General features: G+C 56.7%; 24 protein-coding genes and 1 pseudogene. 15 read left to right on the top strand and 10 right to left on the bottom strand.

What is annotated here, in order from left to right; all coding sequences use genetic code 11:
* The first annotated feature begins 43 nt into the window (after window positions 1-43).
* A complete protein-coding gene (gene yrfG, locus PSH97_RS01275) occupies window positions 44-706 on the top strand; it encodes a GMP/IMP nucleotidase (RefSeq protein ID WP_305447791.1) in 663 nt (220 codons plus the stop codon).
* A gap of 126 nt (window positions 707-832) precedes the next feature.
* Here the strand turns inward: yrfG and lysM are convergent, their stop codons facing one another.
* Window positions 833-1,273, bottom strand: coding sequence for a peptidoglycan-binding protein LysM (gene lysM, locus PSH97_RS01270; RefSeq protein WP_305447790.1), 441 nt, complete (start codon window positions 1,271-1,273; stop codon window positions 833-835).
* A gap of 137 nt (window positions 1,274-1,410) precedes the next feature.
* Between lysM and PSH97_RS01265 the strand changes: the two genes are divergently transcribed.
* The 4 genes from PSH97_RS01265 to PSH97_RS01250 all read left to right on the top strand — a co-directional run bounded on the left by PSH97_RS01265 (window position 1,411) and on the right by PSH97_RS01250 (window position 6,278).
* On the top strand, window positions 1,411-2,298 hold the full coding sequence (locus PSH97_RS01265) for a LysR family transcriptional regulator (RefSeq protein ID WP_305447789.1): 888 nt from the start codon (window positions 1,411-1,413) through the stop codon (window positions 2,296-2,298).
* 93 nt (window positions 2,299-2,391) lie between these two features.
* Window positions 2,392-3,231, top strand: a complete 840-nt coding sequence (fdhD, locus tag PSH97_RS01260) for a formate dehydrogenase accessory sulfurtransferase FdhD (RefSeq protein WP_305447788.1) — start codon at window positions 2,392-2,394, stop codon at window positions 3,229-3,231.
* Entirely contained in the window at window positions 3,228-5,576 is a 2,349-nt protein-coding gene (locus PSH97_RS01255) for an FdhF/YdeP family oxidoreductase (protein ID WP_305447787.1), read from the top strand. The genes fdhD and PSH97_RS01255 overlap by 4 nt, the downstream gene beginning before the upstream one ends.
* Before the next feature lie 219 nt (window positions 5,577-5,795).
* Window positions 5,796-6,278: a glycine zipper domain-containing protein gene (locus tag PSH97_RS01250; RefSeq protein ID WP_123721694.1), complete on the top strand. Its 483-nt coding sequence runs from the start codon at window positions 5,796-5,798 to the stop codon at window positions 6,276-6,278.
* A gap of 69 nt (window positions 6,279-6,347) precedes the next feature.
* On the opposite strand, the gene PSH97_RS01245 is transcribed toward PSH97_RS01250, so the two are convergent.
* The 4 genes from PSH97_RS01245 to PSH97_RS01230 form a co-directional block, all read right to left on the bottom strand.
* Window positions 6,348-6,767 (bottom strand): acyl-CoA thioesterase, encoded by a 420-nt coding sequence (locus PSH97_RS01245; protein ID WP_305449734.1) that lies wholly within the window; start codon window positions 6,765-6,767, stop codon window positions 6,348-6,350.
* Window positions 6,768-6,853: 86 nt separating this feature from the next.
* Window positions 6,854-8,080 (bottom strand): 3-hydroxyacyl-CoA dehydrogenase, encoded by a 1,227-nt coding sequence (locus tag PSH97_RS01240; protein ID WP_305447786.1) that lies wholly within the window; start codon window positions 8,078-8,080, stop codon window positions 6,854-6,856.
* Between the two features lie 166 nt (window positions 8,081-8,246).
* Window positions 8,247-10,181 (bottom strand): RecQ family ATP-dependent DNA helicase, encoded by a 1,935-nt coding sequence (locus PSH97_RS01235; protein WP_305447785.1) that lies wholly within the window; start codon window positions 10,179-10,181, stop codon window positions 8,247-8,249.
* Between the two features lie 249 nt (window positions 10,182-10,430).
* On the bottom strand, window positions 10,431-10,934 hold the full coding sequence (locus tag PSH97_RS01230) for a polysaccharide deacetylase (protein ID WP_305447784.1): 504 nt from the start codon (window positions 10,932-10,934) through the stop codon (window positions 10,431-10,433).
* Window positions 10,935-11,244: 310 nt separating this feature from the next.
* On the opposite strand from PSH97_RS01230, the gene PSH97_RS01225 reads away from it, so the two are divergent.
* The 8 genes and pseudogenes from PSH97_RS01225 to PSH97_RS01190 all read left to right on the top strand — a co-directional run bounded on the left by PSH97_RS01225 (window position 11,245) and on the right by PSH97_RS01190 (window position 16,571).
* A complete protein-coding gene (locus tag PSH97_RS01225) occupies window positions 11,245-11,538 on the top strand; it encodes a hypothetical protein (protein ID WP_305447783.1) in 294 nt (97 codons plus the stop codon).
* Between the two features lie 15 nt (window positions 11,539-11,553).
* Entirely contained in the window at window positions 11,554-11,721 is a 168-nt protein-coding gene (locus tag PSH97_RS01220) for an antitoxin PaaA2 family protein (protein WP_305447782.1), read from the top strand.
* A 331-nt stretch (window positions 11,722-12,052) separates the two neighbouring features.
* Window positions 12,053-12,352: a hypothetical protein gene (locus PSH97_RS01215; RefSeq protein ID WP_305447781.1), complete on the top strand. Its 300-nt coding sequence runs from the start codon at window positions 12,053-12,055 to the stop codon at window positions 12,350-12,352.
* A 113-nt stretch (window positions 12,353-12,465) separates the two neighbouring features.
* Window positions 12,466-12,699: a helix-turn-helix domain-containing protein gene (locus PSH97_RS01210; protein WP_305447780.1), complete on the top strand. Its 234-nt coding sequence runs from the start codon at window positions 12,466-12,468 to the stop codon at window positions 12,697-12,699.
* Complete coding sequence (locus PSH97_RS01205; protein ID WP_305447779.1) at window positions 12,696-13,049, top strand: DUF1493 family protein; 354 nt, start codon at window positions 12,696-12,698, stop codon at window positions 13,047-13,049. Before PSH97_RS01210 ends, PSH97_RS01205 begins: the two co-directional genes overlap by 4 nt.
* An 82-nt stretch (window positions 13,050-13,131) precedes the next feature.
* Window positions 13,132-13,416, top strand: a pseudogene (locus PSH97_RS28485) (helix-turn-helix domain-containing protein); the annotation flags it as partial.
* Between the two features lie 401 nt (window positions 13,417-13,817).
* Window positions 13,818-14,840, top strand: a complete 1,023-nt coding sequence (locus PSH97_RS01195; protein WP_305447778.1) for an SIR2 family protein — start codon at window positions 13,818-13,820, stop codon at window positions 14,838-14,840.
* Between the two features lie 9 nt (window positions 14,841-14,849).
* Window positions 14,850-16,571, top strand: coding sequence for an ATP-binding protein (locus PSH97_RS01190; RefSeq protein ID WP_305447777.1), 1,722 nt, complete (start codon window positions 14,850-14,852; stop codon window positions 16,569-16,571).
* Between the two features lie 61 nt (window positions 16,572-16,632).
* Here PSH97_RS01190 and PSH97_RS01185 read toward each other — a convergent pair whose 3' ends face one another.
* The 3 genes from PSH97_RS01185 to PSH97_RS01175 all read right to left on the bottom strand — a co-directional run bounded on the left by PSH97_RS01185 (window position 16,633) and on the right by PSH97_RS01175 (window position 19,889).
* Window positions 16,633-18,174, bottom strand: a complete 1,542-nt coding sequence (locus PSH97_RS01185; RefSeq protein WP_305447776.1) for a phosphoenolpyruvate carboxykinase — start codon at window positions 18,172-18,174, stop codon at window positions 16,633-16,635.
* Window positions 18,175-18,353: 179 nt separating this feature from the next.
* Window positions 18,354-19,256, bottom strand: coding sequence for an Hsp33 family molecular chaperone HslO (gene hslO, locus PSH97_RS01180; RefSeq protein ID WP_305447775.1), 903 nt, complete (start codon window positions 19,254-19,256; stop codon window positions 18,354-18,356).
* 225 nt (window positions 19,257-19,481) lie between these two features.
* Window positions 19,482-19,889 carry an RNA-binding S4 domain-containing protein gene (locus tag PSH97_RS01175; RefSeq protein WP_038978494.1) on the bottom strand — a complete coding sequence of 136 codons (408 nt, stop codon included), beginning with the start codon at window positions 19,887-19,889 and terminating at the stop codon, window positions 19,482-19,484.
* Window positions 19,890-20,102: 213 nt separating this feature from the next.
* On the opposite strand from PSH97_RS01175, the gene rimB reads away from it, so the two are divergent.
* Together rimB and rimK are read left to right on the top strand one after the other, a co-directional pair.
* Entirely contained in the window at window positions 20,103-20,582 is a 480-nt protein-coding gene (gene rimB, locus PSH97_RS01170) for a retropepsin-like aspartic endopeptidase RimB (RefSeq protein ID WP_456107290.1), read from the top strand.
* Complete coding sequence (gene rimK, locus PSH97_RS01165; protein WP_008005189.1) at window positions 20,579-21,484, top strand: 30S ribosomal protein S6--L-glutamate ligase; 906 nt, start codon at window positions 20,579-20,581, stop codon at window positions 21,482-21,484. The genes rimB and rimK overlap by 4 nt, the downstream gene beginning before the upstream one ends.
* 141 nt (window positions 21,485-21,625) lie before the next feature.
* Here rimK and PSH97_RS01160 read toward each other — a convergent pair whose 3' ends face one another.
* Both PSH97_RS01160 and ompR read right to left on the bottom strand, forming a co-directional pair.
* Window positions 21,626-22,939 carry an ATP-binding protein gene (locus PSH97_RS01160; protein WP_253547201.1) on the bottom strand — a complete coding sequence of 438 codons (1,314 nt, stop codon included), beginning with the start codon at window positions 22,937-22,939 and terminating at the stop codon, window positions 21,626-21,628.
* Window positions 22,940-23,054: 115 nt separating this feature from the next.
* Window positions 23,055-23,795, bottom strand: a complete 741-nt coding sequence (ompR, locus tag PSH97_RS01155) for an osmolarity response regulator transcription factor OmpR (RefSeq protein WP_007903084.1) — start codon at window positions 23,793-23,795, stop codon at window positions 23,055-23,057.
* Window positions 23,796-23,844 lie beyond the last annotated feature (49 nt).

The following is a 23,844-nucleotide window of genomic DNA, read 5'->3' as shown; positions in this document are numbered from 1 at the left end:
TTGTTTATCCCGGATATCTTTTTTACCGCTGGAGAAGTTTTTTATGTCCCTGCTGCCCTGGTGCGACATCGATACCGTTTTGCTGGATATGGACGGCACGCTGCTGGACCTGCACTACGACAATCATTTCTGGATGGAACACCTGCCCCAGCGTTATGCCGAGTTGCATGGGGTGAGCCGGGCCATGGCGGAGCTGGAGTTGCAGCCGCTGTTCGAACGCAATGCCGGCCAGTTGCAGTGGTACTGCCTGGACTTCTGGAGCGCCGAGCTGAAGCTGTCGGTGCGTGAGCTGAAACTCGAAACCGCGCACTTGATAGCGCTGCGTCCGGATGCGGACACTTTTCTGGCGGCGATCAAACGGGCCGGCAAACGCGTGGTACTGATCACCAACGCCCACCGCGACTCGCTGTCATTGAAGCTGGAGCGAATTGAACTGGCGCCGTATTTCGAGCGGTTGATCAGCTCTCACGATTACGGTTTCCCCAAGGAAAACCCGCAATTCTGGGATGCCTTGCAGACCGACATCGGCTTCGACCCGACACGCAGTCTGTTTATCGACGATACGTTGCCGATTCTGCGCAGTGCACGCAATTTTGGCGTGGCACATCTGCTGGCCGTGAGCGAGCCGGACAGCCGCAAAGGGCCGAAGGACACGGCCGAGTTTGCGGCGGTGGAGGATTATCGGGAGTTGATTGCCGGGCTTTAGACCGAGTCGTCTGCTTCGCGGGGCAAGCCTCGTTCCTACACGTCCTGGTCGTTCGCGGAATATGCGCACGACAGAGACCTGTAGGAGCGAGGCTTGCTCGCGAAGGCCATCACACGGTCTCGAACCTTACTCTGGAATCCGCAACACCTGCCCCGGATAAATCTTGTCCGGGTGCGAAAGCATTGGTTTATTGGCCTCGAATATTTTGTTGTACTTGTTCGCGTCGCCGTATTCGGCCTTGGAAATCGCGCTGAGGGTATCGCCTTTTTTTACGGTAACGAAACGAGCGGCCTTCGCCACCGGCCCGGTCACAGTAATCTGGTCATCAACACTGCCGACACCGGCAATATTGCCCACGGCCAACAGAATTTTTTCCTTCTCTTCCTGACTCGCCACTTCACCGGTGATGATGACTTTGTCGCCCTCGATGGTCGCCTGAACATTCGGATTACCCAGGCCGACCTTGCTGATGTGTTCCTTCAACTGCTCGCTGGCATTCGCATTGCCAGGTGTCAGCAGATCGATAAGTTTTTCGCCTGCTTCTTTCACAAAGCTAAAAATACTCATGGTGCACTCTCCTTGGGGTTTAGGTTCCAGACGCCAAAGACTAGACCAGCCTTGCAAAGCCCGGTTCCCAGCCGACCAATGACCCAACCCCGCACAGGCGGTAGAATCGCAAACCTTGCCAGCGCCCTGGAGCGAAGATGGACATCAAGCAGCTCAAATTCCTCATCGCTCTCGACGAAACCCGGCACTTTGGCCAGGCCGCCGCGCGTTGTCACATCACCCAACCGACCCTGTCCATGCGCCTGCGCAGCCTCGAAGAAGAGCTCGAGCTTCCGCTGGTCAACCGTGGCCAACGCTTCGAAGGTTTCACCGCACCGGGTGAGCGGGTGCTGGCGTGGGCACGTACGGTGCTGGCGGCCTACGACGGTTTGCAGGCCGAAGCGGCAGCCTGTCGCGGCAACCTCGTGGGGACGTTGCGTCTGGGCGTGGTGCCGCTGTCGAGTTTCGACCCGGTACCGCTGATGCAGCGTCTGCACGCCGAACACCCGAACCTGCGTTTCGAACTCTCGGCACTGAGTTCTGAACAGATCCTCGAACAACTGGCGAACAATCGCCTCGACCTCGGCGTTTCCTACCTGGAACGCCTGGACGGCGAGCGTTTTGACTCCCTGGCTTTCAGCGAAACCCATATGGGCCTGCTCTACGATCAGCGCTTTTTCAGTTTCGGCGAGGCGCCACTGAGCTGGGATTCGCTGATCGAACTCCCCATGGGCATGCTCACCAGTGGCATGCATTTTCGCCAGTCCATCGACCATAACTTCCATAGCCGCGGCCTGATGCCACAGCCATTACTGCAAACCGATTCGGTCCACCAATTGTTACAAGCGGTACACGGCGGCCTGTGTTGCGCGGTAATGCCGCTGGACGGAGGCCTGGAAAACCTCACCGATCACTTGCGCCTGCAACCCATAGAAAGCGCCCAGACCCTCGCCCGGCTGGGGCTGATCATGCGTCGCAGCGCCCCGCGTTCGGCGCTTGCAGAAGCCTGTTTCGCGATCTATCAGAAATCACCGACAGGCTCTTGATCGACGTCATCTATCAGCAGATCAGTAATAGCAATTAGACGCGACAAGTTGACGCGCCTAGGCTTAAAGCTGACCAAACCGTTGGTGACCCTAATGAACGCCAAGCGCCCTGTCCGCGCGGCGCCTGCTATTGAAACGCCCGCGCCCACCGCAAGCCAGACATACAGTTACTGCAACCTTGAATACACCGAATCGGCCAGCGCCGCGCTGGCCGAGGAAGTCGCCTTGGCGATCGCCTATAACGGCATCAGCCAGGCGGTCATGTTGGTGACGCCAACGGATCTGGAAGACTTCATCGTCGGCTTCAGCCTTGGCAGCGGTATTATCGAAGACGCTTCAGATATCTACGATTTGCAACTCAGCGGCTCGGGGTCGGCGCAGTACGCGCAAGTAACCATCGCCAACCGCGCCTTCTGGAACCTCAAGCAGCAGCGTCGGCAACTGGCCGGCACCAGCGGTTGCGGGCTCTGTGGCGTGGAAGCGGTGGAGCAAGCACTGCCCGATCTCAAAGTACTGCCCGGCACCCCGCTGCCCCCGGCTGAATGGCTGGACGGTCTGCGCCAGCGCATCGGCGAATTCCAGCCCCTGGGCCAGTATTGCGGCGCAGTGCATGCGGCGGTGTTCATGAACGGCAACGGCGAATTGCTGTTGGGCCGCGAAGACATCGGCCGGCACAACGCCCTCGACAAGCTGATTGGCGGGTTGATCCGCCAGAAGATCCCGACTACTGGCGGCCTGGCGATTGTCACCAGTCGTTGCAGCCTTGAATTGATCCAGAAAGTTTTACGTGCCGGCATCCAGACCCTGGTCAGCTTGTCGTCGCCCACGAGCCTTGCCGTGCAATGGGCCCGTCGCCACAACCTCAACCTCATCCACCTGCCGCAGAAAAGTGCACCGCGGGTCTACAGCCCAGCGTTGGAGAATCAAGCGTGAGTCAACACCGTCAAGCCGACCAGAAACCCGTCCCCCGCTACAAGCCCTACAAAGGCCCAGCCGGTGGCTGGGGCGCGCTGATCAGCGTCGCCCAGGCCTGGTTGACCAGCGATAACGCGCTGAAGAACCTGCGCATAATGCTCAAGACCAACCAGAACGGCGGCTTCGACTGCCCGGGTTGCGCCTGGGGCGATTCTCCGGAAAAGGGCATGGTGATGTTCTGCGAGAACGGCGCCAAAGCGGTGAACTGGGAAGCGACCAAACGCCGTGTCGACGCTGCATTCTTTGCCAAACATAGCGTCACCTCGCTGCTGGAACAGAGCGACTACTGGCTTGAATATCAAGGTCGTCTGACCGAGCCGATGAGCTACAACGCCGAAACCGATCGCTACCAACCTATCAGCTGGGATGATGCCTTCACCCTGGTCGCCAAGCATCTGCGCGACCTGCCGAACCCGGATCAGGCCGAGTTCTACACCTCGGGCCGCGCCAGCAACGAAGCGGCATACCTCTACCAGTTGTTCGTGCGCGCCTACGGCACCAATAACTTTCCCGACTGCTCGAACATGTGCCACGAGGCCAGCGGTGTGGCTCTGGCGCAAAGTGTCGGCGTCGGCAAAGGCACCGTGACCTTCAATGACTTCGAACACGCCGATGCGATTTTCGTCTGGGGCCAGAACCCCGGCACCAACCACCCGCGGATGCTCGAACCTCTGCGCGAAGCAGTAAAACGCGGCGCTCAGGTGGTGTGCGTCAACCCGCTGAAAGAACGCGGCCTGGAACGCTTCCAGCACCCGCAGCATCCGCTGGAAATGCTCACCAACGGCGATAAGCCAACCAACACCGCGTACTTCCGCCCGGCACTGGGCGGCGACATGGCGGTGCTGCGCGGCATGGCGAAATTCCTGCTGCAATGGGAACGCGACGCGCAGAAAGCTGGCGCCCCGGCGGTGTTCGATCACGATTTCCTCAATGAACATGCGGTCAACGTGCTGGAATACATGGGCGTCATCGACGACACCCCATGGGAGCAGATCGTCGAGCAATCCGGCCTGACGCTGGTGGAGATCGAGCAAGCGGCGCGCATGTACGCCAAAGGCAAGAACGTGATCATGTGCTGGGCCATGGGCATCACCCAGCATCGTCATTCGGTGCCGACCATCCAGGAAATCGCCAACCTGATGCTGTTGCGCGGCAACATCGGCCGGCCGGGCGCCGGTCTGTGCCCGGTGCGTGGCCACAGCAATGTGCAGGGCGACCGGACGATGGGCATCAACGAACGTCCGCCGGTGGCGTTCCTCGATTCTCTGGAGCGCCGCTTCCAGTTCAAGGTGCCGCGTGAAAACGGCCACAACGTGGTCGAGGCGATTCACGCCATGGCCGACGGCCGCTCAAAAGTCTTCATCGGCCTGGGTGGCAACTTCGCCCAAGCCACCCCGGACAGCCCACGGACCTTCCAGGCCTTGAGCAACTGCGACCTGACCGTGCAGATCAGCACCAAACTCAACCGCAGCCATTTGGCCCATGGTAAAAACGCGTTGATCCTGCCGTGCCTGGGCCGTACCGACATCGATATCCAGACCGAAGGCGCCCAAGCGGTAACCGTGGAAGACTCGTTCAGCATGGTCCATGCCTCCAACGGTCAGCTGCAGCCGCTGTCGAACCAGATGCGCTCGGAGCCTGCAATCATCGCCGGCATCGCCGCCGCGACCCTGGGCAACAAACCGGTGGATTGGAACTGGCTGGTGGCCGATTACAGCCGCATCCGCGACCTGATCGCCGACACCATCCCGGGCTTCCGGGACTTCAACGAGAAAATCCAGAACCCAGGTGGTTTCTACCTGGGCAGCAGCGCCGGCGCACGTCGCTGGAATACCCCGTCGGGGCGGGCCAATTTCCGTCCGAACATTCTGCCCAAAGACCTGGTGCACGAACGCACCCGCGCCACCGGCGTACTGCCGGACCTGATCATGCAGTCGATGCGCTCCCACGATCAGTACAACACCACGATTTATGGTCTTGATGACCGTTATCGCGGGGTGAAAGGTCAGCGGGATGTGTTGTTCGTCAATGAGGCCGACATCATTCGCCTGGGGTTCAAACCGGGGCAGAAGGCTGACATCGTTTCGATCTGGGATGATGGCCGTGTACGGCGGGTGAAAGGCTTTACGCTGCTGGCGTTTGATATTCCTGCCGGGCAAGCGGCTGCTTACTATCCGGAAGTGAACCCGCTAGTGCCGCTGGAAAGCACCGGGGATGGCAGCCATACGCCGACGTCGAAGTTTGTGGCGATCCGTTTGGAAGCCGCCAGTGAGACCGGGCTGATCATGGCCAAGTCGGCTTGACCCTGATCGCGAACACTTTCCAATCGCCCACAAAAAAGGCCGTTTCTGTATGGAAACGGCCTTTGCGAAGTAGTTAAAGACCGGCGAAAAACACTTAAGTTCCGCCCAAAAAACAGTAACTTATAGAATTGTGCTCAAGTCGTGTTATTCGTCGGATTTCTATTGTCACAACCACGACACAGCCTCAGGATCGCGCCGTCATCCCCTTGAGGTTCCTCTATGAAGTTCTCCTCGATTCTCTTGTTGTCCCTTGGCCTGGTCAGTGGCTTCGCTTCTGCAGGCGGCACCACCGAAGCGGGTGTGGGCGGCGCATTGGGCGGGGTTCTTGGCTCGGTCGTCGGTCAATCGCTAGGCGGCAATACAGGTTCAACCATTGGCGCGGCCCTGGGCGGCGCGGGTGGTAGCGCAGTCGGCGCAGACAAACGCAGCCGTGGCGAAGCCGCCATTGGCGGTGCGTTGGGCGCAGCAGGCGGTAACGTGGTCGGCCGCAGCATGGGCGGCACCACCGGCAGCCTGATCGGCTCCGCAGCAGGCGGTGGCGCCGGTGGCGCGCTGGGTAACTACATGGGCAGAGAGAGCGATCGCGACGATGATCGTCGTTCCTATCGTGACCGTGACGATCGTCGCTACTACCGTGACGGCCATCCAGGTCGTGGCCATGCCTATGGCCATCGCAAGCATAAACATCGCTATCGCGACTGAGGCTTGAATCGCCTCGCTTACCGATAGATCAAAAAATCGCAGCCTTCGGGCTGCGATTTTTTTTGCCCTTCAGATCGCCAGTCGCTCCAACGCACCGCGCAATCCGGCAGGAATCGCCACCGGCTGATTCGACGCCCGATCCACGAACACATGCACGAAGCGCCCGGCCGCACAGGCGTCATCTTCGCCTGACTTGAACACCGCCAGCTCGTATTGCACCGAGCTGTTGCCCAACTTGCCGACCCGCAGGCCGATTTCGATCCGGTCCGGGAAAGCGATAGAGGCAAAATAATCGCAAGCCGAACTCACCACAAAACCCACCACCTCGCCGTCATGGATATCCAGGCCGCCGACTTCGATCAGGTAGGTGTTCACCGCCGTGTCGAAGAAGCTGTAGTAGGTGACGTTGTTGATGTGACCGTAGGCGTCGTTGTCATGCCAGCGGGTGGTGATGGGCTGGAAGTGGGGGTAGTCGGTGCGTTGGGGCATCGAGTTGGACATCAGTGTTGGTTCCTGGAGTTGAACGGCTAGTTTAAGGTGAAACCGCGTCGTCCCCCTTCAGACACCATATAAAATCACACATCAGCAAAGCCTCTACCCTCTGCCGCCAGTTCACCAATCAACCGCGCCGGCGCCCAGTGATCACCCTGCCGGGTCTCCAGTGCCATCAACCGCTGATGAATATCTTCCAACCCTTGCTGATCCGCCCAGGCCATCGGCCCGCCCTTCTCTGCCGGGAAGCCATAACCATTGAGGTACACCAGGTCGATGTCATGCGCCGACGTCGCAATACCTTCCTGAAGAATCTTCGCCCCTTCGTTGACCAGCGCCAGCAAGCAACGCTCCAGAACCTCTTCAGGGCCGATCTGGCGACGCTGGAACCCCAACCCTTCGCTGACTTCCAGTACCAGCGCATCGACTTCCAGATCGTGCTCAGCCTGGCGACTGCCCGGTTCGTAGTGGTAATACCCGTCGCCACTCTTCTGACCGAAACGCCCCAGCTCGCACAAGCGGTTGTCCACTTGAACCTCCGGCGCATCCTGGCCCTTGCCAGCCAGCTCCCGAGCGCGCCACTCCAGATCGATGCCGACCACGTCGTACATGCGGAACGGCCCCATGGCGAAACCAAAACCTTGCAGCGCCGCATCCACCTGATAAGGCAAAGCGCCCTCCAACAGCATCTTGCGCGCTTCGAGCACGTACGGATGCAGCATGCGGTTACCAATGAAGCCATGGCAGTTGCCCGACACCACGCTGACCTTGCCCATGCGTTTGCCCAGCTCCAGCGCCGCATCAAGCACCGCCGGCGCCGTCTGGGCACCGCGCACAATCTCCAGCAATTTCATGATGTGCGCCGGGCTGAAGAAATGCAGGCCCAGGACCTGCTGCGGGCGGCGAGTGGCAGCAGCAATCGCGTCGATGTCCAGCGCCGAGGTATTGCTGGCCAGAATCGCTTCAGGTTTCATCAGGCCGTCGAGCTCGCGGAAGATTTTCTGTTTCAACTCGAGGTTTTCGTAGACCGCTTCGATGACCAGATCGACATCGCGGATCGCTGCGTAATCAGCAGCCGCCGTCACCCGTGCAATGCGCGCATCCGCCTCGGCCTGGTCAATCCGCCCCTGACGCACGTTGTGGGCGTAAGTCTCAGCCACACTGGTCAGCGCCTGCTCAAGCATCTGCGGATTGTTGTCGACCCATTGCACCGGCACCCCGGCGTTGGCCAGGCACATGACAATGCCGCGGCCCATGGTTCCCGCGCCGATCACGGCGGCGCGCTGAATATCGAACGGTGTCTGGCTCATGGTTGTTCTCTTTTTAGCGATCCAAAGACAGTCCTCACCATAGTCAGGCGCCGGGCTTTTTTGAAATTTATTCCTGTGATGAGCGACATTCAGCGGATGGATGTGCGTTCAAAAGCACTGATATCCCTGTGGGAGCGGGCAAGCCTGCTCCCACATTGACGGTGTTTCAACTTGGCAGGTGCGCTTGAGCCCAGTCGCGCACGTCGCCATACGGATAATCCTCCAACGCCGCGAACCCCGAAATCGATCGCGCCTTGAGCTTGGTGAACAGCGGCACGCTGATTCCACAAAGAAATCTTGTTACACGTTCAGCCGAAGGGACGTTACCCGTGTGCTGTTCGTGCCTGTGGATAAAATCATCACACAGCGCCTCGAAATTTTTATCCACAAGCGCAGGCAATTCCGGCGGTGCCGGCAATCGTGCCACCTGACCGTGACACACCGAACAATGCCCACACTGCCGGGGCGCGTTTTCGTCGCCGAAGTATTCCGCCAGGCGATAGCCCAGGCAGTGGTCGGTAGCGAACAGATCGAGCATGGCGTGAATCCGTGCGATCTCGGTGCGCTCGTGTTGGGTGAAATAGGCGTGCAATTCAGCGCTCAGGGTTTGGGAATCAAAGTCCGCTTGCAGCAGGCTGTAGACCTCGGTCATCTGCTTGCTTTCGACCTCGACCCAGCCCTTTTCCTGGAAGTAATCCAGCGCCTTGACCACCCGACTGCGCTCGGCGGAATGCTGTTCATACAGTGCGTCGAAATTCACCGTGGCCCAGGTCCGTGCGCGACTGGAAGTCTGGATGATCGCCGAGACGAAGTCCCTGCGCTCACCCTCGAAACGGGCCAGCAACGCTTCCGGCTCCTGCAGATACTTGAAGCGGTATTCGGCGTAATAGGCATAGCGTGGAGCGATCAGCCCACGCAACTCCAGCTGTACCAGCAAGGTCTTGAGCGGTAACTGGCGAATGTTGCTCTGATCGGCCAAAGGCCCCAGCAGAAACTCCCACTGCCCCTCAGGCGCGGCGGCTTGCAACTCGTCGAGCACACAACGAATGCCGTCCCGTTCCGGCGTGTCGCCGTAGACGAAGTTCTCCAGCACGTTGAGGCTGTCGCGGTTGGCCAGCACCAGGCAATCGGACGGCTGCCCGTCACGCCCGGCGCGACCGATTTCCTGACTGTAGTTTTCGATGGATTTGGGCAGGTCGAAATGCACCACGTTGCGGATATCGCTTTTGTCGATGCCCATGCCGAAGGCGATGGTGGCGACGATGCAATTGGACTGCCCGCCCATGAACCGGCGCTGAATCGCTTCCCGTTGCTCGTGGGGCAAACCGGCGTGATAGGCCTCGGCCTGAATGCCATTGCGCCCCAGATGTTCGGCGATATGCTCGGCGGTTTTCTGCAGGGTGACGTAGACGATACTCGGCTGGCCGGGACGCTGGCTCATCCACTCGACCAGGCGGCGGCGCTTGTCCTGCCCGCGTACTGGTTCCACCAACAGATTGAGGTTGGGCCGGTAGAAACCGGTGGTCACCACGTCCTCGGGGGCGATGGCGAATTTGGCCTCCATGTCGGCGATCACCTTGGGTGTCGCGGTGGCAGTCAGCAGCAGGGCCTGAGGGATGTTGAACTGACGCTGATAGTCCGGCAGCTTGAGGTAGTCGGGGCGGAAGTTGTGACCCCACTCGGAGATGCAGTGGGCCTCGTCCACCACCAGCAGCGAGATCGGCACCTGCTGCAGAAAATGGCGAAAGCGCTCGTTCTTCAGACGCTCCACGGAAATCATCAAAATCTTCAGCTCGCCGGACTTTGCCCGCGCCATCACATCGCTGGCGTCATCGCGGCTCTGGGCCGAATCGATACTGCCCGCCGCAATGCCGTGGCGCTGCAAAAACGCCAACTGATCCTGCATCAGCGCCAGCAAAGGCGAGACCACCAACGTCAGGTGCGGCAGCAGCAAGGCCGGCAGTTGATAGCAAAGAGACTTGCCCGAACCGGTCGGGAAAATCGCCGCCGCCGAGCGCCCGGCCAACACAGCACTGACCGCCGCCTCCTGACCCGGCCGAAACTGTGGATAACCGAAAACCTGTTCCAGGGTGTTGTGCATAAGCTGTCACTCCGTTGACCGCTGCGAAGCCCAAAGCCTAGCCGGCGAACGCAGCGAGTCGAGAAAAGGTCGGGGGCAAAAACGATACGGGATGATACAGCGGATAGTCGGGAGGATGATCGTTCCCATGCTCTGCGTGGGTATGCCTCAAGGGACGCTCCGCGTTCCAGCCGTTGAATGCGACGCAGAGCGTCACGGGCTGCATTCCCACGCAGGAGCGTGGGAACGATCAATCAACCACCAGCGAACTCAAGGCCTCAACACCGCCACCCGCAACTGCTCATCCAGCGCCTGCTCATGAAACACCTGGCTCTTGCTCGCCCAAACCGCGTAAGCCGGGCTGATTTCGCCAGTGAACGCCGCCGCCAACTGACGCAAATCCGCGACACTTCGCACACGGGGGCAAAAGGGTTCACCGTCACAGTTCTGACTGGCGTTGCGGTAGGTAATCAGCAACCGATCCCACAACCCCTCACGCACTTGCCTGACCGACTTGAGCTTCACAGCCTGCACACCCAGTCGCTGTTTCAGACCCTGTTCATCCAGCGCTTCGCTGGCCAACAGCGCCTTACCCACCATCAACACCTCGGCGCGGGACGCAGTGTCGACGTCTGCCTGAGTGGTCAACGCCTGTGGCCAACCGGTGCGGTCCATGTTGGCGAGGGCTAGCGAATGAACGACGTCGGCAGCGCCCACCATCCGACAAACACCCGCCCACAACAATAAAATAGAGGCTATACGTAGCCATTGCATACCTAATTCCCTTTAAGAGTCGACTCAGACGCTTCGAAACGTCCTACAAATTCTGGCGCGCACCATACAGAGCTTTGATGCGTTAAGCCTGACAGGCCCGTAGGAATATCGACCGCCAAAGGAAAAGCTTAAAAAATAGTCGGAGTATGCGTAGGCAAAGGGCGACATCGGCGGTAAACCCCCTACAAATCCTGTCCATTTGCGCCACCTTGCGACGCCTCGCCCTGGCCCTCTATAGTTTTCGACGCGGCTGAAAACATTGTGTCGGCCTGCCGGCGAGACTGCCCGACTTCCCACAGGACTGACTTTGATGAACACGTTCCACTCGTTAACAGACCGCTATCGCCCGCTCAAAACCAGCTACAGCGAGACCCCCGTACTGGTCATCGACACTGAAGCCAATCCTTACGAGATTCTCGACGCCGCCCGACAACGCCTCCGCGCCGCCGGTGACCTGCTCGAAACGCTTTATTGCCTTTGCTTCAAACAGGCCGACGTGAAAGACATTCCCAACATCGTCAACGCGCTGTACCTGCTGACACAGGACGGCAACGAACTGCTCGAAATTGCCCGGCAACGTCTGCCGAGTACCACAGCGGTTTGAGCGAGCCTGCTCGCGATGAACGATAACGCGGTGGGCCTGATGAAAAACGCAGACAAAGTGGCCTACGAGGCATGGTTCAGAGCACAAGTACAAGCCAGCCTCGACGACCCTCGCCCCAGCATTCCAAATGATGAAGCCAAACGCCTGATGGCAATCAAACGGGACAAATTGCTGAAGCGATGAGTCTGTAAGCAACGCCCTATCACAGCTTCATCCCGGTCCTACAACCGAAGACACCTTGTCGCCTATCGCTGCCCGGTGGCTCAAACCTATAGTCGTGACTGTCGCTGCCAAATCAGCGGCTCGGGCTTGGTCACCCGATGGAATACATAAACGCGTCCGTTGTATGCTGCCGGCACCTCAAGTGTCTGCACGCTATATGGTGGCTGTGTTTGGGACGCCTTAGGCGTGCCGGTCTTATGTATTCCTCCGGTTGACCAACCCGAACACAGTCCGCCTCCATCGCTTGGTCACGATGGTGGTGCTTCCATCTGATGCTTTGGGAATACATAAAATGAAGACATGGAATCCGCTCAGCAACGATCGTTACCTTCCGCTGCAAACCAACCTCACCGACTCCCTACCCCTAATCATCGACACAGAGGCCAACCCGCAAGACATCCTCGAAGCCGCTCTCCAGCGCATCCGAGCCTCCAGCGACCTCCTCAAAACCCTGCACTGCATTTGCTTCAAACACGGCGATGTAGAAGACATCCCCCACATCACCCACGCGCTCTTCTTGCTGACCCAGGACGGCTGCGACCTGCTGCAAGTCGCCCAGCAACGCATGATGGGCTGGAAAGCACCTGCCTGATGCTGAGTGAAGATCGTTCCCACGCTCCGCGTGGGAATGCCTCTACGGACGCTCCGCGTTCGGCTCTTGGGACACCGAGCGCCGAAAGCCGTCATCGAACACTGGAGATAATCATGAGCAAGTTTTTTTATGAGCTAATGGAAGGCGTGCAACAGATGAACGAAATCATCCGCGGTGGGCGGGAGCCTTCCCGCGAATTTCATGTTGATGCGTTGCAAGTCCAAGAAATTCGTAAGACTACCGATCTGACTCAGGCCAAGTTCGCAGCGTTGATCGACGTCCAACTCGACGTAAAGTCAGGCTTAATCAGTCTCACCGATATACACCCAACGGTAGATGCACCATGAACCTCGCCCCCAACTTCCCCGATGACCACGCCATGCACCTGCTCATGCAGCTGCTGCACGAAGAACTCGGCCTGCCCGAACGCAAAACCATCAGCCTCACCACCTCGATCAACTTCGACCTGGGCTGCGACGGCGCCGATGCGCGGCACCTGATGGAAGTGCTGGAAGAACAGTTCGCCATCGACTTCATCGACTACGACGCGTATCGCTACTTTCAGCCTGAAGGGTTTGATGTGTTTCTCAAGCGCAGGACGAAGGGTCGTGGCGATAAAGTGCCGCTGACCATTGGCATGCTCTACGGAGCGATCAAGGCGCAACGGTGGGATACGCAGGAATTGGAGAGCCAATAGAGCAGGTCCAGTGGCGGAAACGGTCCGTATAACTGCAATTATTCTGGCGTTATCGCCTCAGAAGTGAAGGAATATTAGCTGTATGGCTAGAAAAACAGCGGCACTTCTCCCGCGTATCGCCCGACTGCTTACCGACCTCGGCGAACGCCTAAAACTGGCTCGTTTACGGCGAAGGCTGACCGCTAAACAGTAGCAGAGCGAGCCGGCATGTCTGTCATGACGTTGCGCTCTCTGGAGTCGGGTGGTGCGGGAGTGACGATGGGAGCTTATCTGTCAGTGATGCACGTATTAGGTCTGGAACAAGACTTGAACAAGGTTGGTGCTACTGATGAGTTGGGACATCAACTGCAAGATGCTCAGTTGATCCGAGCAACGCCCCCACTAACCAGAAGATCCAAATGTTTGTCTGCGCGAAGCACAACCGAAAATCTGGTGTCAAGCAGTGAGCAAATCGCGCATGACATTGAAAACTTAAGCTCTGACGGGCTAAAAACTCATCCATTCCCCCTCAACACAAAATCTTTATCCGATCTACTTACTAGGAAATAAGTGAGATATCTAGTCAAGGTTAGCATTCGGATCTCCAAGTCTACCAAAAACTGAAAATCTAAATTTTCCCAAAAACTGGCAGAGAGACATTATCAGAGCTAACCTCATACCAGCTTAATAAAAACCCTGCGACATTTGCTGCTCTTCAACATCAACACCTCATCTAAGACCAACACATGACTTAACAGAAACGATAGCTGCAGACGTACCGGAGCTAATATGCCTGAAAGCGAGATAGACAAAGCACTTATTCAAGCACAAAAATATTACGGATTAACACCAGTTATATTACTAGGTAGCGGAGCGTCTGCAGCTTTTGAAATGGCGGGAATGTGGCAACTAGGCCAACACTTAATAGAAAGTATAGACCGAAGCAAACTAGAGGATTCGGAAAAAACTGTTTGGGATAAATTTTGTGAAGACCTAAATAACAAGGTCGACCTTGAAACCGCACTTACTAACAATAGACTTTCAGCGCCCCTTACAAAAGAGGTGATTTTTCAAACGTGGAACTTACTCAACCCTCAAGACCATATAGTTTTTAAAAACTCGCTATCCGATCAAAATTACTTCCCACTAGGAAAGTTATTAAAACACCTACTAAGAAGTACCGCTAGAAAAATCGACATAATAACGACCAATTATGACCGACTAGCAGAGTACTCCTGTGAACAGGAGAGTCTTTACTACTACACTGGATTTTCTCAGGGATATAGAGGATACGAAGAAAATCCTGAAACCATCAATACTACGAGAAAAGTCAATATCTGGAAAGTACACGGCTCACTAGGTTGGTTTAAAAACGACACAAGCATTAACATATCAATAAGTAATACGAACGACCTTCCCAGCGGACTAACCCCACTAATTGTTACACCTGGACTAGACAAATACGAAAGGGCGACCAGAGAACCCTACAGGACGTTAATATCCCAAGCAGATAGAGCACTAACAAACTCTAACGCATATCTTTGTATTGGATATGGATTCAACGATGTACACATCCAAGAAAAACTAATCAACAAATGCACGAGAGACAACTCTAAAATAATAATTCTAACTCGAACCTTAACAGAGTCAGCATCGAATTTTCTAAACAGTGGAGAAATCCACAATCATATTGCTTTCACTCGAGGAGAAAGTGACAACGAGACAATTATTCGCTCATCAGAACTACAAGCACCGATAACCGTTAATGAAAACTATTGGAGCCTAGCAGGCTTCTTACGAATCATAATGTAGGTGTAAAAAATGCCACTATTTAACTTCGCCGATCATGAAGCACTAGGAAGCGTTTCTTCAGTTGACACCAATACGGTGATAGTTGAAGTAGCCGATATCGAATTATTGAGACGCCTGCAGGTAAATAGACTAGCCGTACTCCAAAGCAGTAAACCTGGCCAACATCTAATAGGTCTTATCACCCAAGTAACCAGAAAGAAAATACCTGTTGAATCTACCGAAAATGATCTTGACCCCGTAACCGAACTTAATCTTTGTAAAATAGTTCTTATTGGAACGATGAGTGACAGAATTGGTGCTCAAGAAAATGTATTCCGTCGCACCCTCGAAAGTGTTCCTGAAATCGATGCAAATTGCTTTTCCTTAGAAGGCGATAATCTTACCGGCTTCATGAGAGTCATATCACATGCTGCAAATATAGAAAACGCATTAATCATCGGAAAGTACACATTAGATGACAATGCCATCGCCTATTTAAACGGCAACAAACTTTTCCAGCGCCATGCGTTTGTGGGGGGAAGCACGGGCTCAGGAAAATCTTGGACTACAGCAAGAATAATAGAACAGGTTGCCGAACTAAGAAACGCGAATGCGATTATTTTTGACATTCACGGTGAGTATGCCCCACTAATTTCAAATGGTATAAGTCACTTTAAGATCGCAGGCCCTGGGGATATAGAGGCCGGCAGAGGCTTGAGCGATGGCATAGTCCATCTGCCTTACTGGTTACTATCATATGAAGCTCTTGTCTCATTTTTTGTAGATCGAAGCGACCAGAACGCACCGAACCAATCAATGATAATGGCTAGAGAAGTAAATAATGCAAAGCAACTATATTTAGAGCAAAGAAAAGAAAGCGAACTATTAAAGAACTTCACTATCGATAGTCCGGTACCATTCCGCCTAGAAGATATACTTTCCAGCTTAAACCAAATAAACACAGAAACAGTACAAGGATCAAGAGGTGATAAACAGGGGGAATTCTTTGGAAAGTTGAGCAGGATGATTTCCAGATTAGAAAATAAAATATCAGATAGACGACTTGGATTTTTGTTTCAAGGTGGTGGTGAAACGCTTGAATTCAGTTGGTTGCACAAATTATCCGCTGCTCTCTTTGGTAGTAGTGAAGAAAAAGATGGTGGGGGAGTCAAAATCATTGACTTCTCCGAAGTCCCTTCCGACATCCTTCCACTAATTGTAAGCCTTGTTGCTAGAGTTGCTTTTTCCGTTCAACAATGGACGCCTGCCAATCTACGACATCCAGTCGCACTATTTTGTGACGAAGCTCATTTATATCTCCCTGATAAAAGTAATGCGAGCGCTTCGGATGAAATCTCTATTCAGATATTTGAAAGAATTGCAAAGGAAGGGAGGAAATATGGAGCAAGTTTAGTCGTGATCAGCCAGCGCCCATCAGAAGTAAACAAGACCATACTGAGTCAATGTAGCAACTTCATCGCAATGAGATTGACTAACGCGGAGGATCAGGGAGTTATTAAAAAACTTCTACCAGATTCATTGGGAGGCTTTAGCGACATACTTCCAACTTTAGATACTGGTGAAGCATTGGTCGTGGGGGACGCAAGCTTAATCCCCAGCCGTATTCGTGTGGATGAACCACGAAACAAACCTAATAGTGGTACAGTTGACTTCTGGTCAGTCTGGCAATTGGATACTGCGCCGGACAGACTCAAAGTAGCAATCAATAACTGGAGAATGCAGAGTAGTTAAATTTTTTCGCATGTAAAAAGCCGCCCCAAAGGGCGGCTTTCTCATTACATCAAACCAACTCTTACAACTTCGGCCCAGCAGCCTTGATCGCGTCGCTCACATCGAACTTTTTGAAGTTCTCAACAAACAACCCAGCCAGTGCTTTCGCGGCTTCATCATAAGCAGCCTTGTCAGCCCAGGTGTTACGCGGGTTCAACAGGCCAGTCTCAACGCCCGGCACAGCCAATGGCACGTCAAGGTTGATGGTGTCCAGGTGCTCAGTCTCGGCACCGATCAACGCGCCGCTCTGGATCGCTGCGATCACGCCGCGGGTGGTCGGGATGTTGAAGCGTTTGCCGACGCCGTAGCCGCCACCGGTCCAGCCGGTGTTGACCAGGTAGACCTTGGAGCCGAAGCCGCGGATGCGTTTGATCAGAAGTTCGGCGTATTCGCCAGCCGGACGCGGGAAGAACGGTGCGCCGAAGCAGGTGGAGAAGGTCGACTTGATGCCGCTGCCGGAACCCATTTCGGTCGAGCCCACCAGTGCGGTGTAGCCGGACAGGAAGTGGTAAGCGGCTTGTTCTTCATTGAGGATCGACACTGGCGGCAGCACGCCGGTCAGGTCACAGGTCAGGAAGATCACTGCGTTCGGCTCGCCACCGAGGTTCTTCTCGGAACGCTTGGCAACGTGCTCAAGCGGGTAGGCGGCGCGGCTGTTCTGGGTCAGGCTGACATCGGTGTAGTCGGCGTGCTTGGCGTCGTCGATAACGACGTTTTCCAAGACTGCGCCGTGCTTGATGGCTTTCCAGATGACCGGCTCGTTCTTCTCGGACAGGTCGATGCACTTGGCATAGCAACCGCCTTCGATGTTGAACACCACGCCCTCGCCCCAGCCGTGTTCATCGTCACCGATCAGGTAACGGCTTTCGTCGGCGGACAGGGTGGTCTTGCCGGTGCCGGACAAACCGAAGAACAGGGTCACGTCGCCCGCTTCGCCGATGTTGGCGGCACAGTGCATTGGCAACACGTCGGCGGCCGGCAGCAGGAAGTTCTGCACCGAGAACATGGCTTTCTTCATTTCACCGGCGTAGCGCATGCCGGCGAGCAGCACTTTCTTCTGGGCGAAGTTGATGATCACGCAGCCGTCGGAATTGGTGCCGTCACGCTCAGGCACGCACTCGAAGTTGGCGACGTTAAGGACTTGCCATTCTTCACGGCCAGCCGGGTTGTACTGGGCCGGGTTGATGAACAGGCAACGACCGAACAGGTTCTGCCAGGCAGTCTGGGTGGTCATTTTCACGGGCAGGTAATGCTCTTCAGCCGAACCTACGTGAACATGGGAGACGAAATGCTCTTGCGCGTTGTTGAAGGCCTCGACGCGAGCCCACAAGGCATCGAACTTGTCGGCCGGGAACTTGCGGTTGATCGGGCCCCAGGCGATGGCGTCCTGGGTGGTCGGCTCTTCAACGATGAAACGATCGACTGGCGAACGGCCGGTACGGTGACCGGTGCGAACAACCAGCGCGCCGGTATCGGCAAGCTCGCCTTCACCGCGATTCAGGGCTTCTTTAACCAGATCATCAACACTCAGATCGGTGTACACGGCGTTATTGGCTTGCGTCATGAGGTTCCCCGTCGGCCAGTGGCCGAGTGCTCCAAACGTTTTGTAGTAGAAAGTCGTGCACTACTACCGCGAAAAAAGTGGGCCGGATTATGCCAGAAAAGCCCAAAAAGTGTAGGGCCCTCCCGTCAGAACGGCGTTATTCCGGCGTTAAGCAGTGAATTTACCTGCACTGAAACGTTTTAGTGACGGGTATCTGACGGCGTATCGACCCCTGCACCGGCGAATAATTGGGTGATATCGGCCGCGTCGAACAGGTAACGTTCGTTGCAAAACTGGCAATCGATCTCCACGGCGCCACCGTGTTCGATAACGAGTGCCTGGGCATCATCCAGACCCAAACTGACCAACGCATTGCCCGAGCGTTCCCGAGAGCAGCTGCAATGGAAACGCAGGTTCTGCACGTCAAACAGGCGCACCTGTTCTTCATGATAGAGGCGATGGAGCACGGTTTCGTTGTCCAGGCTCAGCAATTCATCGGCTGTCAGGGTGCTGGCCAGGGCGGTAATGTGCTGCCAGCTGGCGGCGCGTTCTTCTTCGTCTTTCAGACGGTCGGCAGGCAATTGCTGCAGCAACATGCCGCGGGCACGACGGCCATCGGCGTAGAGCCAGAAGCGCGTGCCGACCTGCTGAGACATCACGAAGTAGTTAGTGAAGCACTCCGACAGGGTTTCGCCGTCGAGGTCGACGATGCCTTGGTAACGCTGGCCCTGAGTCGGGTCGACGGTCAGCGCCAGCACACCATTGGGCATCAGGTCGGCGAGGGTCGCGTCGGGGGCAATCTGGTCGGCTTCGTAACGAGCCAGTCCACGGATTTCGCGCTCGCTGGAGCATTCGATCATCAGCAGCGGCACCGGGCCTTCGGAACGGGCCTGAAGAATCAGCAAGCCATCGAACTTCAAGGTGCCAACCAGCAACGCTGCCGCCGCCATCAGCTCGCCCAGCAGTTGCGCGACCGGTTCCGGATAGGCGTGTTTGGCGAGGACTTCGGCATAGCTACGCTCCAACCCAACCAGCTCGCCGCGGGTGTCGCTGTCATCGAAGATGAAGCGTTGGGTGTAGTCGTTATCCGATAGATTGGTCATAGGTCTGGGTATCTGAAAGGGTGACAAAAAATGAAAATCGCGTCATTTCCGCATTTTTTTGCGGGCAAAGTTCAGCCGTAAGGGCATTTTATGAACAATCCGGGGTTGTTCCAAGCAAGGTCAAACCTCGGTTTTCGACGAACGGCATTTTCACTTTGCCGCTGTCGAGTACACCCATATGGCTGCACAGGTGCGCGATTACAAGTCTGCGCCCGACAGCGGTCCCTACTCGTCGTTGCTGTTACCGCGAAACTTGAACAGATCCCGGCGCTGTTTCTTGCTTGGCTTGCCATCGGTGCTCACGCCCAATGCCCCGGCCTTGCGCATGGCCGCAGCCGCTTCGCGCTTGGCGACGCTGGCTTCGGTTTCGGCATACAGGGCCTGAGCCTCTGGCGCGCCACGGCGCACGATCGACAGCGCCTGGACCACCACCGTGCGTTCCTCGAAGCCGGTGCGAATCTGAAACTCATCGCCGACCCTCGGCTCCTTGCCTGGCTTGCAGCGCTCGCCCCGGCAATGCACCTTGCCGCTTTCAATCGCGGCCTTGGCCAAGGCACGTGTTTTATAAAAACGCGCGGCCCACAACCATTTATCGAGACGGACCTTGTCGTCCTCTTCGCTTTTTTGTGCCATAGGATGACCTCATTCTGAAATATCGATGAACTGTACTACCGTTTCTGTCGTGCCATGAATCATCACGCTGTGGATTAGAATGCAGGCATTCCCCCGCACATTGAGGGATGGAAATTGGGCAGTAGATATCTGTCGCCTTTTACCCACTATTCTGCGTGAATACCGCGAATTCGGCCGCACGCGGTCTGAGCGGTTTTTGCCGGTTGAGCACTTTTGAAGACATTTGACCATTTGACCGTTATCGGTCTGCGCGAGTGGGTGGCGCTCCCGGATTTGGGAGTCGCGGGCCTTCGGGCAAAAATCGACACCGGCGCCAGCACCTCCAGCCTGCATGCCACTGACATCGAGCCGTTCGAGCGCGACGGCGAACAGTGGGTGCGCTTCACCGCGCACCTGGGCACGGTGGTGCAATTGCGACACCGGCGCTGCGAAGCCCCGCTGGTAACGAGGAAAACCATTAAAAGCTCCAACGGCCACGCGCAAATGCGCTATGTGGTCAGCACCACCCTGGCCCTCGGTGATCGGGTCTGGCGGGTCGAGTTCACCCTCGCCTGCCGCAAGTCCATGCGTTATCGCCTGTTACTCGGTTCCAAAGCCCTGATCGACGGCCAGTTGGTGGTCAATCCGGGCACCAAATATGTACAAGACAAGCCGGTGTTCCCGGTATCTACCTTCTCCACAGGTGTTGCATGAAGATCGCTGTGCTGTCGCGGAACCCGCGTCTGTATTCCACCCGTCGTCTGGTCGAAGCCGGTATGGAGCGTGGCCATGAAATGGTGGTGATCGACACCCTGCGCGCCTACATGAACATTGCCAGCCACAAGCCGCAAATCCACTACCGCGGCAAACCACTGGAGGGTTTCGATGCGGTGATCCCGCGGATCGGCGCGTCGGTAACGTTTTATGGCTGCGCGGTGCTGCGCCAGTTCGAAATGATGGGGGTGTTTCCGCTCAACGAATCGGTGGCCATCGCCCGTTCGCGAGACAAACTGCGTTCGCTGCAATTGCTGTCACGCCGGGGGATAGGCTTGCCGGTCACTGGTTTTGCCCACTCTCCGGATGACATTCCCGACTTGATCGAGATGGTCAACGGCGCGCCGCTGGTGATCAAGGTGCTGGAAGGCACCCAAGGCATCGGTGTGGTGCTGTGTGAAACAGCGACGGCGGCGGAATCGGTGATCGAGGCGTTCATGGGCCTGAAGCAGAACATCATGGTTCAGGAGTACATCAAGGAAGCCGGTGGTGCGGACATTCGTTGTTTCGTGGTCGGCGACAAGGTAATCGCGGCGATGAAGCGCCAGGCCAAGCCGGGGGAGTTTCGCTCCAACCTGCATCGCGGGGGCAGTGCGAGCCTGATCAAGATCACGCCGGAAGAACGCATGACTGCGTTGCGTGCGGCGAAGGTCATGGGGTTGGCGGTGGCGGGGGTAGATATCCTGCGCTCCAATCATGGGCCGCTGGTGATGGAAGTGAACTCGTCGCCAGGGCTTGAAGGGATTGAAACCACCACCGGGAAAAACGTGGCGGGGATCATCATCGAGCATCTGGAAAAGAATGGCGGGCCGAATATGACTCGGACCAAAGGTAAGGGTTAAAAAGCAGCGACAAGTGAAAGCCGCTTTGATCGTTCCCACGCTCTGCGTGGGAATGCCTCTACGGACGCTCCGCGTTCGGCTCTGGATGGGACGCGGAGCGTCCCGGGCTACATTCCTTTGCTGCGCGTGGGAACGATCGGGTTAAACCGCGTCTCTAGGCAACATCAACCCAAGCGGCAACCGCACCCGCGCTTCCAGCCCACCGCCGGAGCGGTTGCGCAATTCGACATTCCCGCCATGCATCGAAGCGATCCGCTTCACGATCGCCAACCCCAACCCGGTCCCCTTTCCGCCCCGGGCCCGATCGCCACGGGTGAACGGGTTGAAGATCGCCTCCAGCTCAGACGGGTCGATTCCCGCGCCACGGTCCATGACGCTCAGTACAACATACGGCGCACTGGTATCTCCGGACACATATGCCGCCACTTCAACGCCGCTGCCTGCATGATGCAAAGCATTGCCGATCAGGTTGTTCAGCAACCGTTTCATCGACACCCGCCGCAGCGGGAACGGCTGGATCGGTTCCAGGCGCAAGTGCACTTTCTCTTCGTTCTGGTTGTAAGGCGCGGCAACTTCGCGAACCAGCTCGCTCAAGTCCACTTCTTCCACCGACTCGTCACGCCCATCACGAATGAATGCCAGGAACTGATCCAGAATCGCGTCCATGTCTTCGATGTCGCGGATCATGTCGTCTGTCAGGTCACTATGGGCGCCCATCAGCTCCAGGGACAGCCGCAAGCGGGTCAGGGGCGTGCGCAGGTCGTGGGAGACCCCGGCCAGCATCAGTTCCCGTTCGCGCCCCGCCTGTTCAACGTCTTCAGCCATTTGGTTGAAGGCGCGATAAACCTCGGTCATTTCGCTCGGTGTATCGCTGATCGGCAGGCGCACGCTGCGGCCCTGACCGAGTTGCCTCGCGGCATAGACCAGACGTTTCAGTGGTTGATTGAGCTGGCTGACGAAAATCCACGCCGAGGCGGTGGACAACAAACCAATGGCGAGGAACCAGCCGAGCACATTCCAGATTTTCTGGCCGCGCAATGGGTGCGGGTACAGCGGCACTTTCAGCCAGCCATCGCCCAGGCTGGGCGCCCGGACCCAAAGCGCCGGAGGTGAGTGCATGCGCAATCGCACTTCGGTGTCAGCACCCAGTTCGGCCTGCATCTGTCGCTGGTAAATCTCGCTGTATGGCCAGTGTTGTTCGCCTTCAGGCACACCAGCACCCACCACCCGGATCAGGGTCGCGGCATCGGCGATTTTGGTGCGGTTTTCTTCGTCGGCAGCCCAATAGGCGCGTAGCGTCAGGGCGACGCCGTGGCTGTATTGGCGATCCACCAGCACATCTTCGTTCATCAACAGATAAACCAGGGTCAGCGCCTTGGAGAACAGGACGACGATCAGCACCAGCCACAGGGTGCGGGAGAAGAAGCTCTGGGGGAACCAAACAGGGGTTTTCATGGGTAACCGCTACACACTTGCAGGAGCGAGCGATGCTCGCATATTGCGGATCGCGAGTCTGCGGAAAAGGTCATCTGACCCATTACCCGCAAGACCCGCTCCTACAAATCACCGATCACTTCGTGGCGGCGCCATCCGGAACGAACACGTAACCCACGCCCCAGACGGTCTGGATGTAGCGTGGTTTGGACGGATCGGGCTCGATCATCCGGCGCAGACGGGAAATCTGCACATCGATGGAACGCTCCAGGGCATCCCACTCGCGACCACGGGCCAGGTTCATCAGCTTGTCGCGGGTCAATGGCTGACGGGCGTTCATGACCAACGCCTTGAGCACCGCGAACTCACCGGTGGTGAGCATGTGCACTTCGTCGCCGCGCTTGAGTTCGCGGGTGGCCAGGGACAGTTCGTAGTCACCGAAGGTCACGCTTTCGTCTTCGCTGCCCGGGGCGCCTGGCACCGGTGCCGCCTGACGACGCAGAACCGCTTTGACCCGAGCCATCAGCTCATCCGGGTTGAACGGCTTGGCCAGGTAATCGTCGGCGCCCAGTTCCAGACCCTTGATGCGGCTAAGCTCATCGCCCTTGGCGGTCAGCATGATGATCGGAATCTGATTGTTCGCCGTGCGCAGGCGGCGGCAAGCGGTCAGGCCGTCTTCGCCGGGCAGCATCAGGTCGAGGACGACCAGGTTGAACACTTCACGTGCCAGCAGGCGGTCCATTTGTTCAGTGTTCGGGACGGCGCGGGCGCGGTAGCCCTTGCTGACGAAAAAGCGTTCCAGCAGGCTGCTCAGCCCAGGATCGTCGTCAACAATAAGAATTTTTTCGCCTTCAGCAATGTTTGCAGTGCTGCTCATTGGATGCTCCTTTGATCTCGGCGCGCATTATGGCGTAGCTGCCGTTATA

Source organism: Pseudomonas cucumis (genome assembly GCF_030687935.1).
GTDB classification, from domain to species: Bacteria; Pseudomonadota; Gammaproteobacteria; order Pseudomonadales; family Pseudomonadaceae; genus Aquipseudomonas; species Aquipseudomonas cucumis.
The sequence above is the reverse complement of the archived record's forward strand: the minus strand, read 5'-3'. Positions and strand labels throughout refer to the sequence as shown.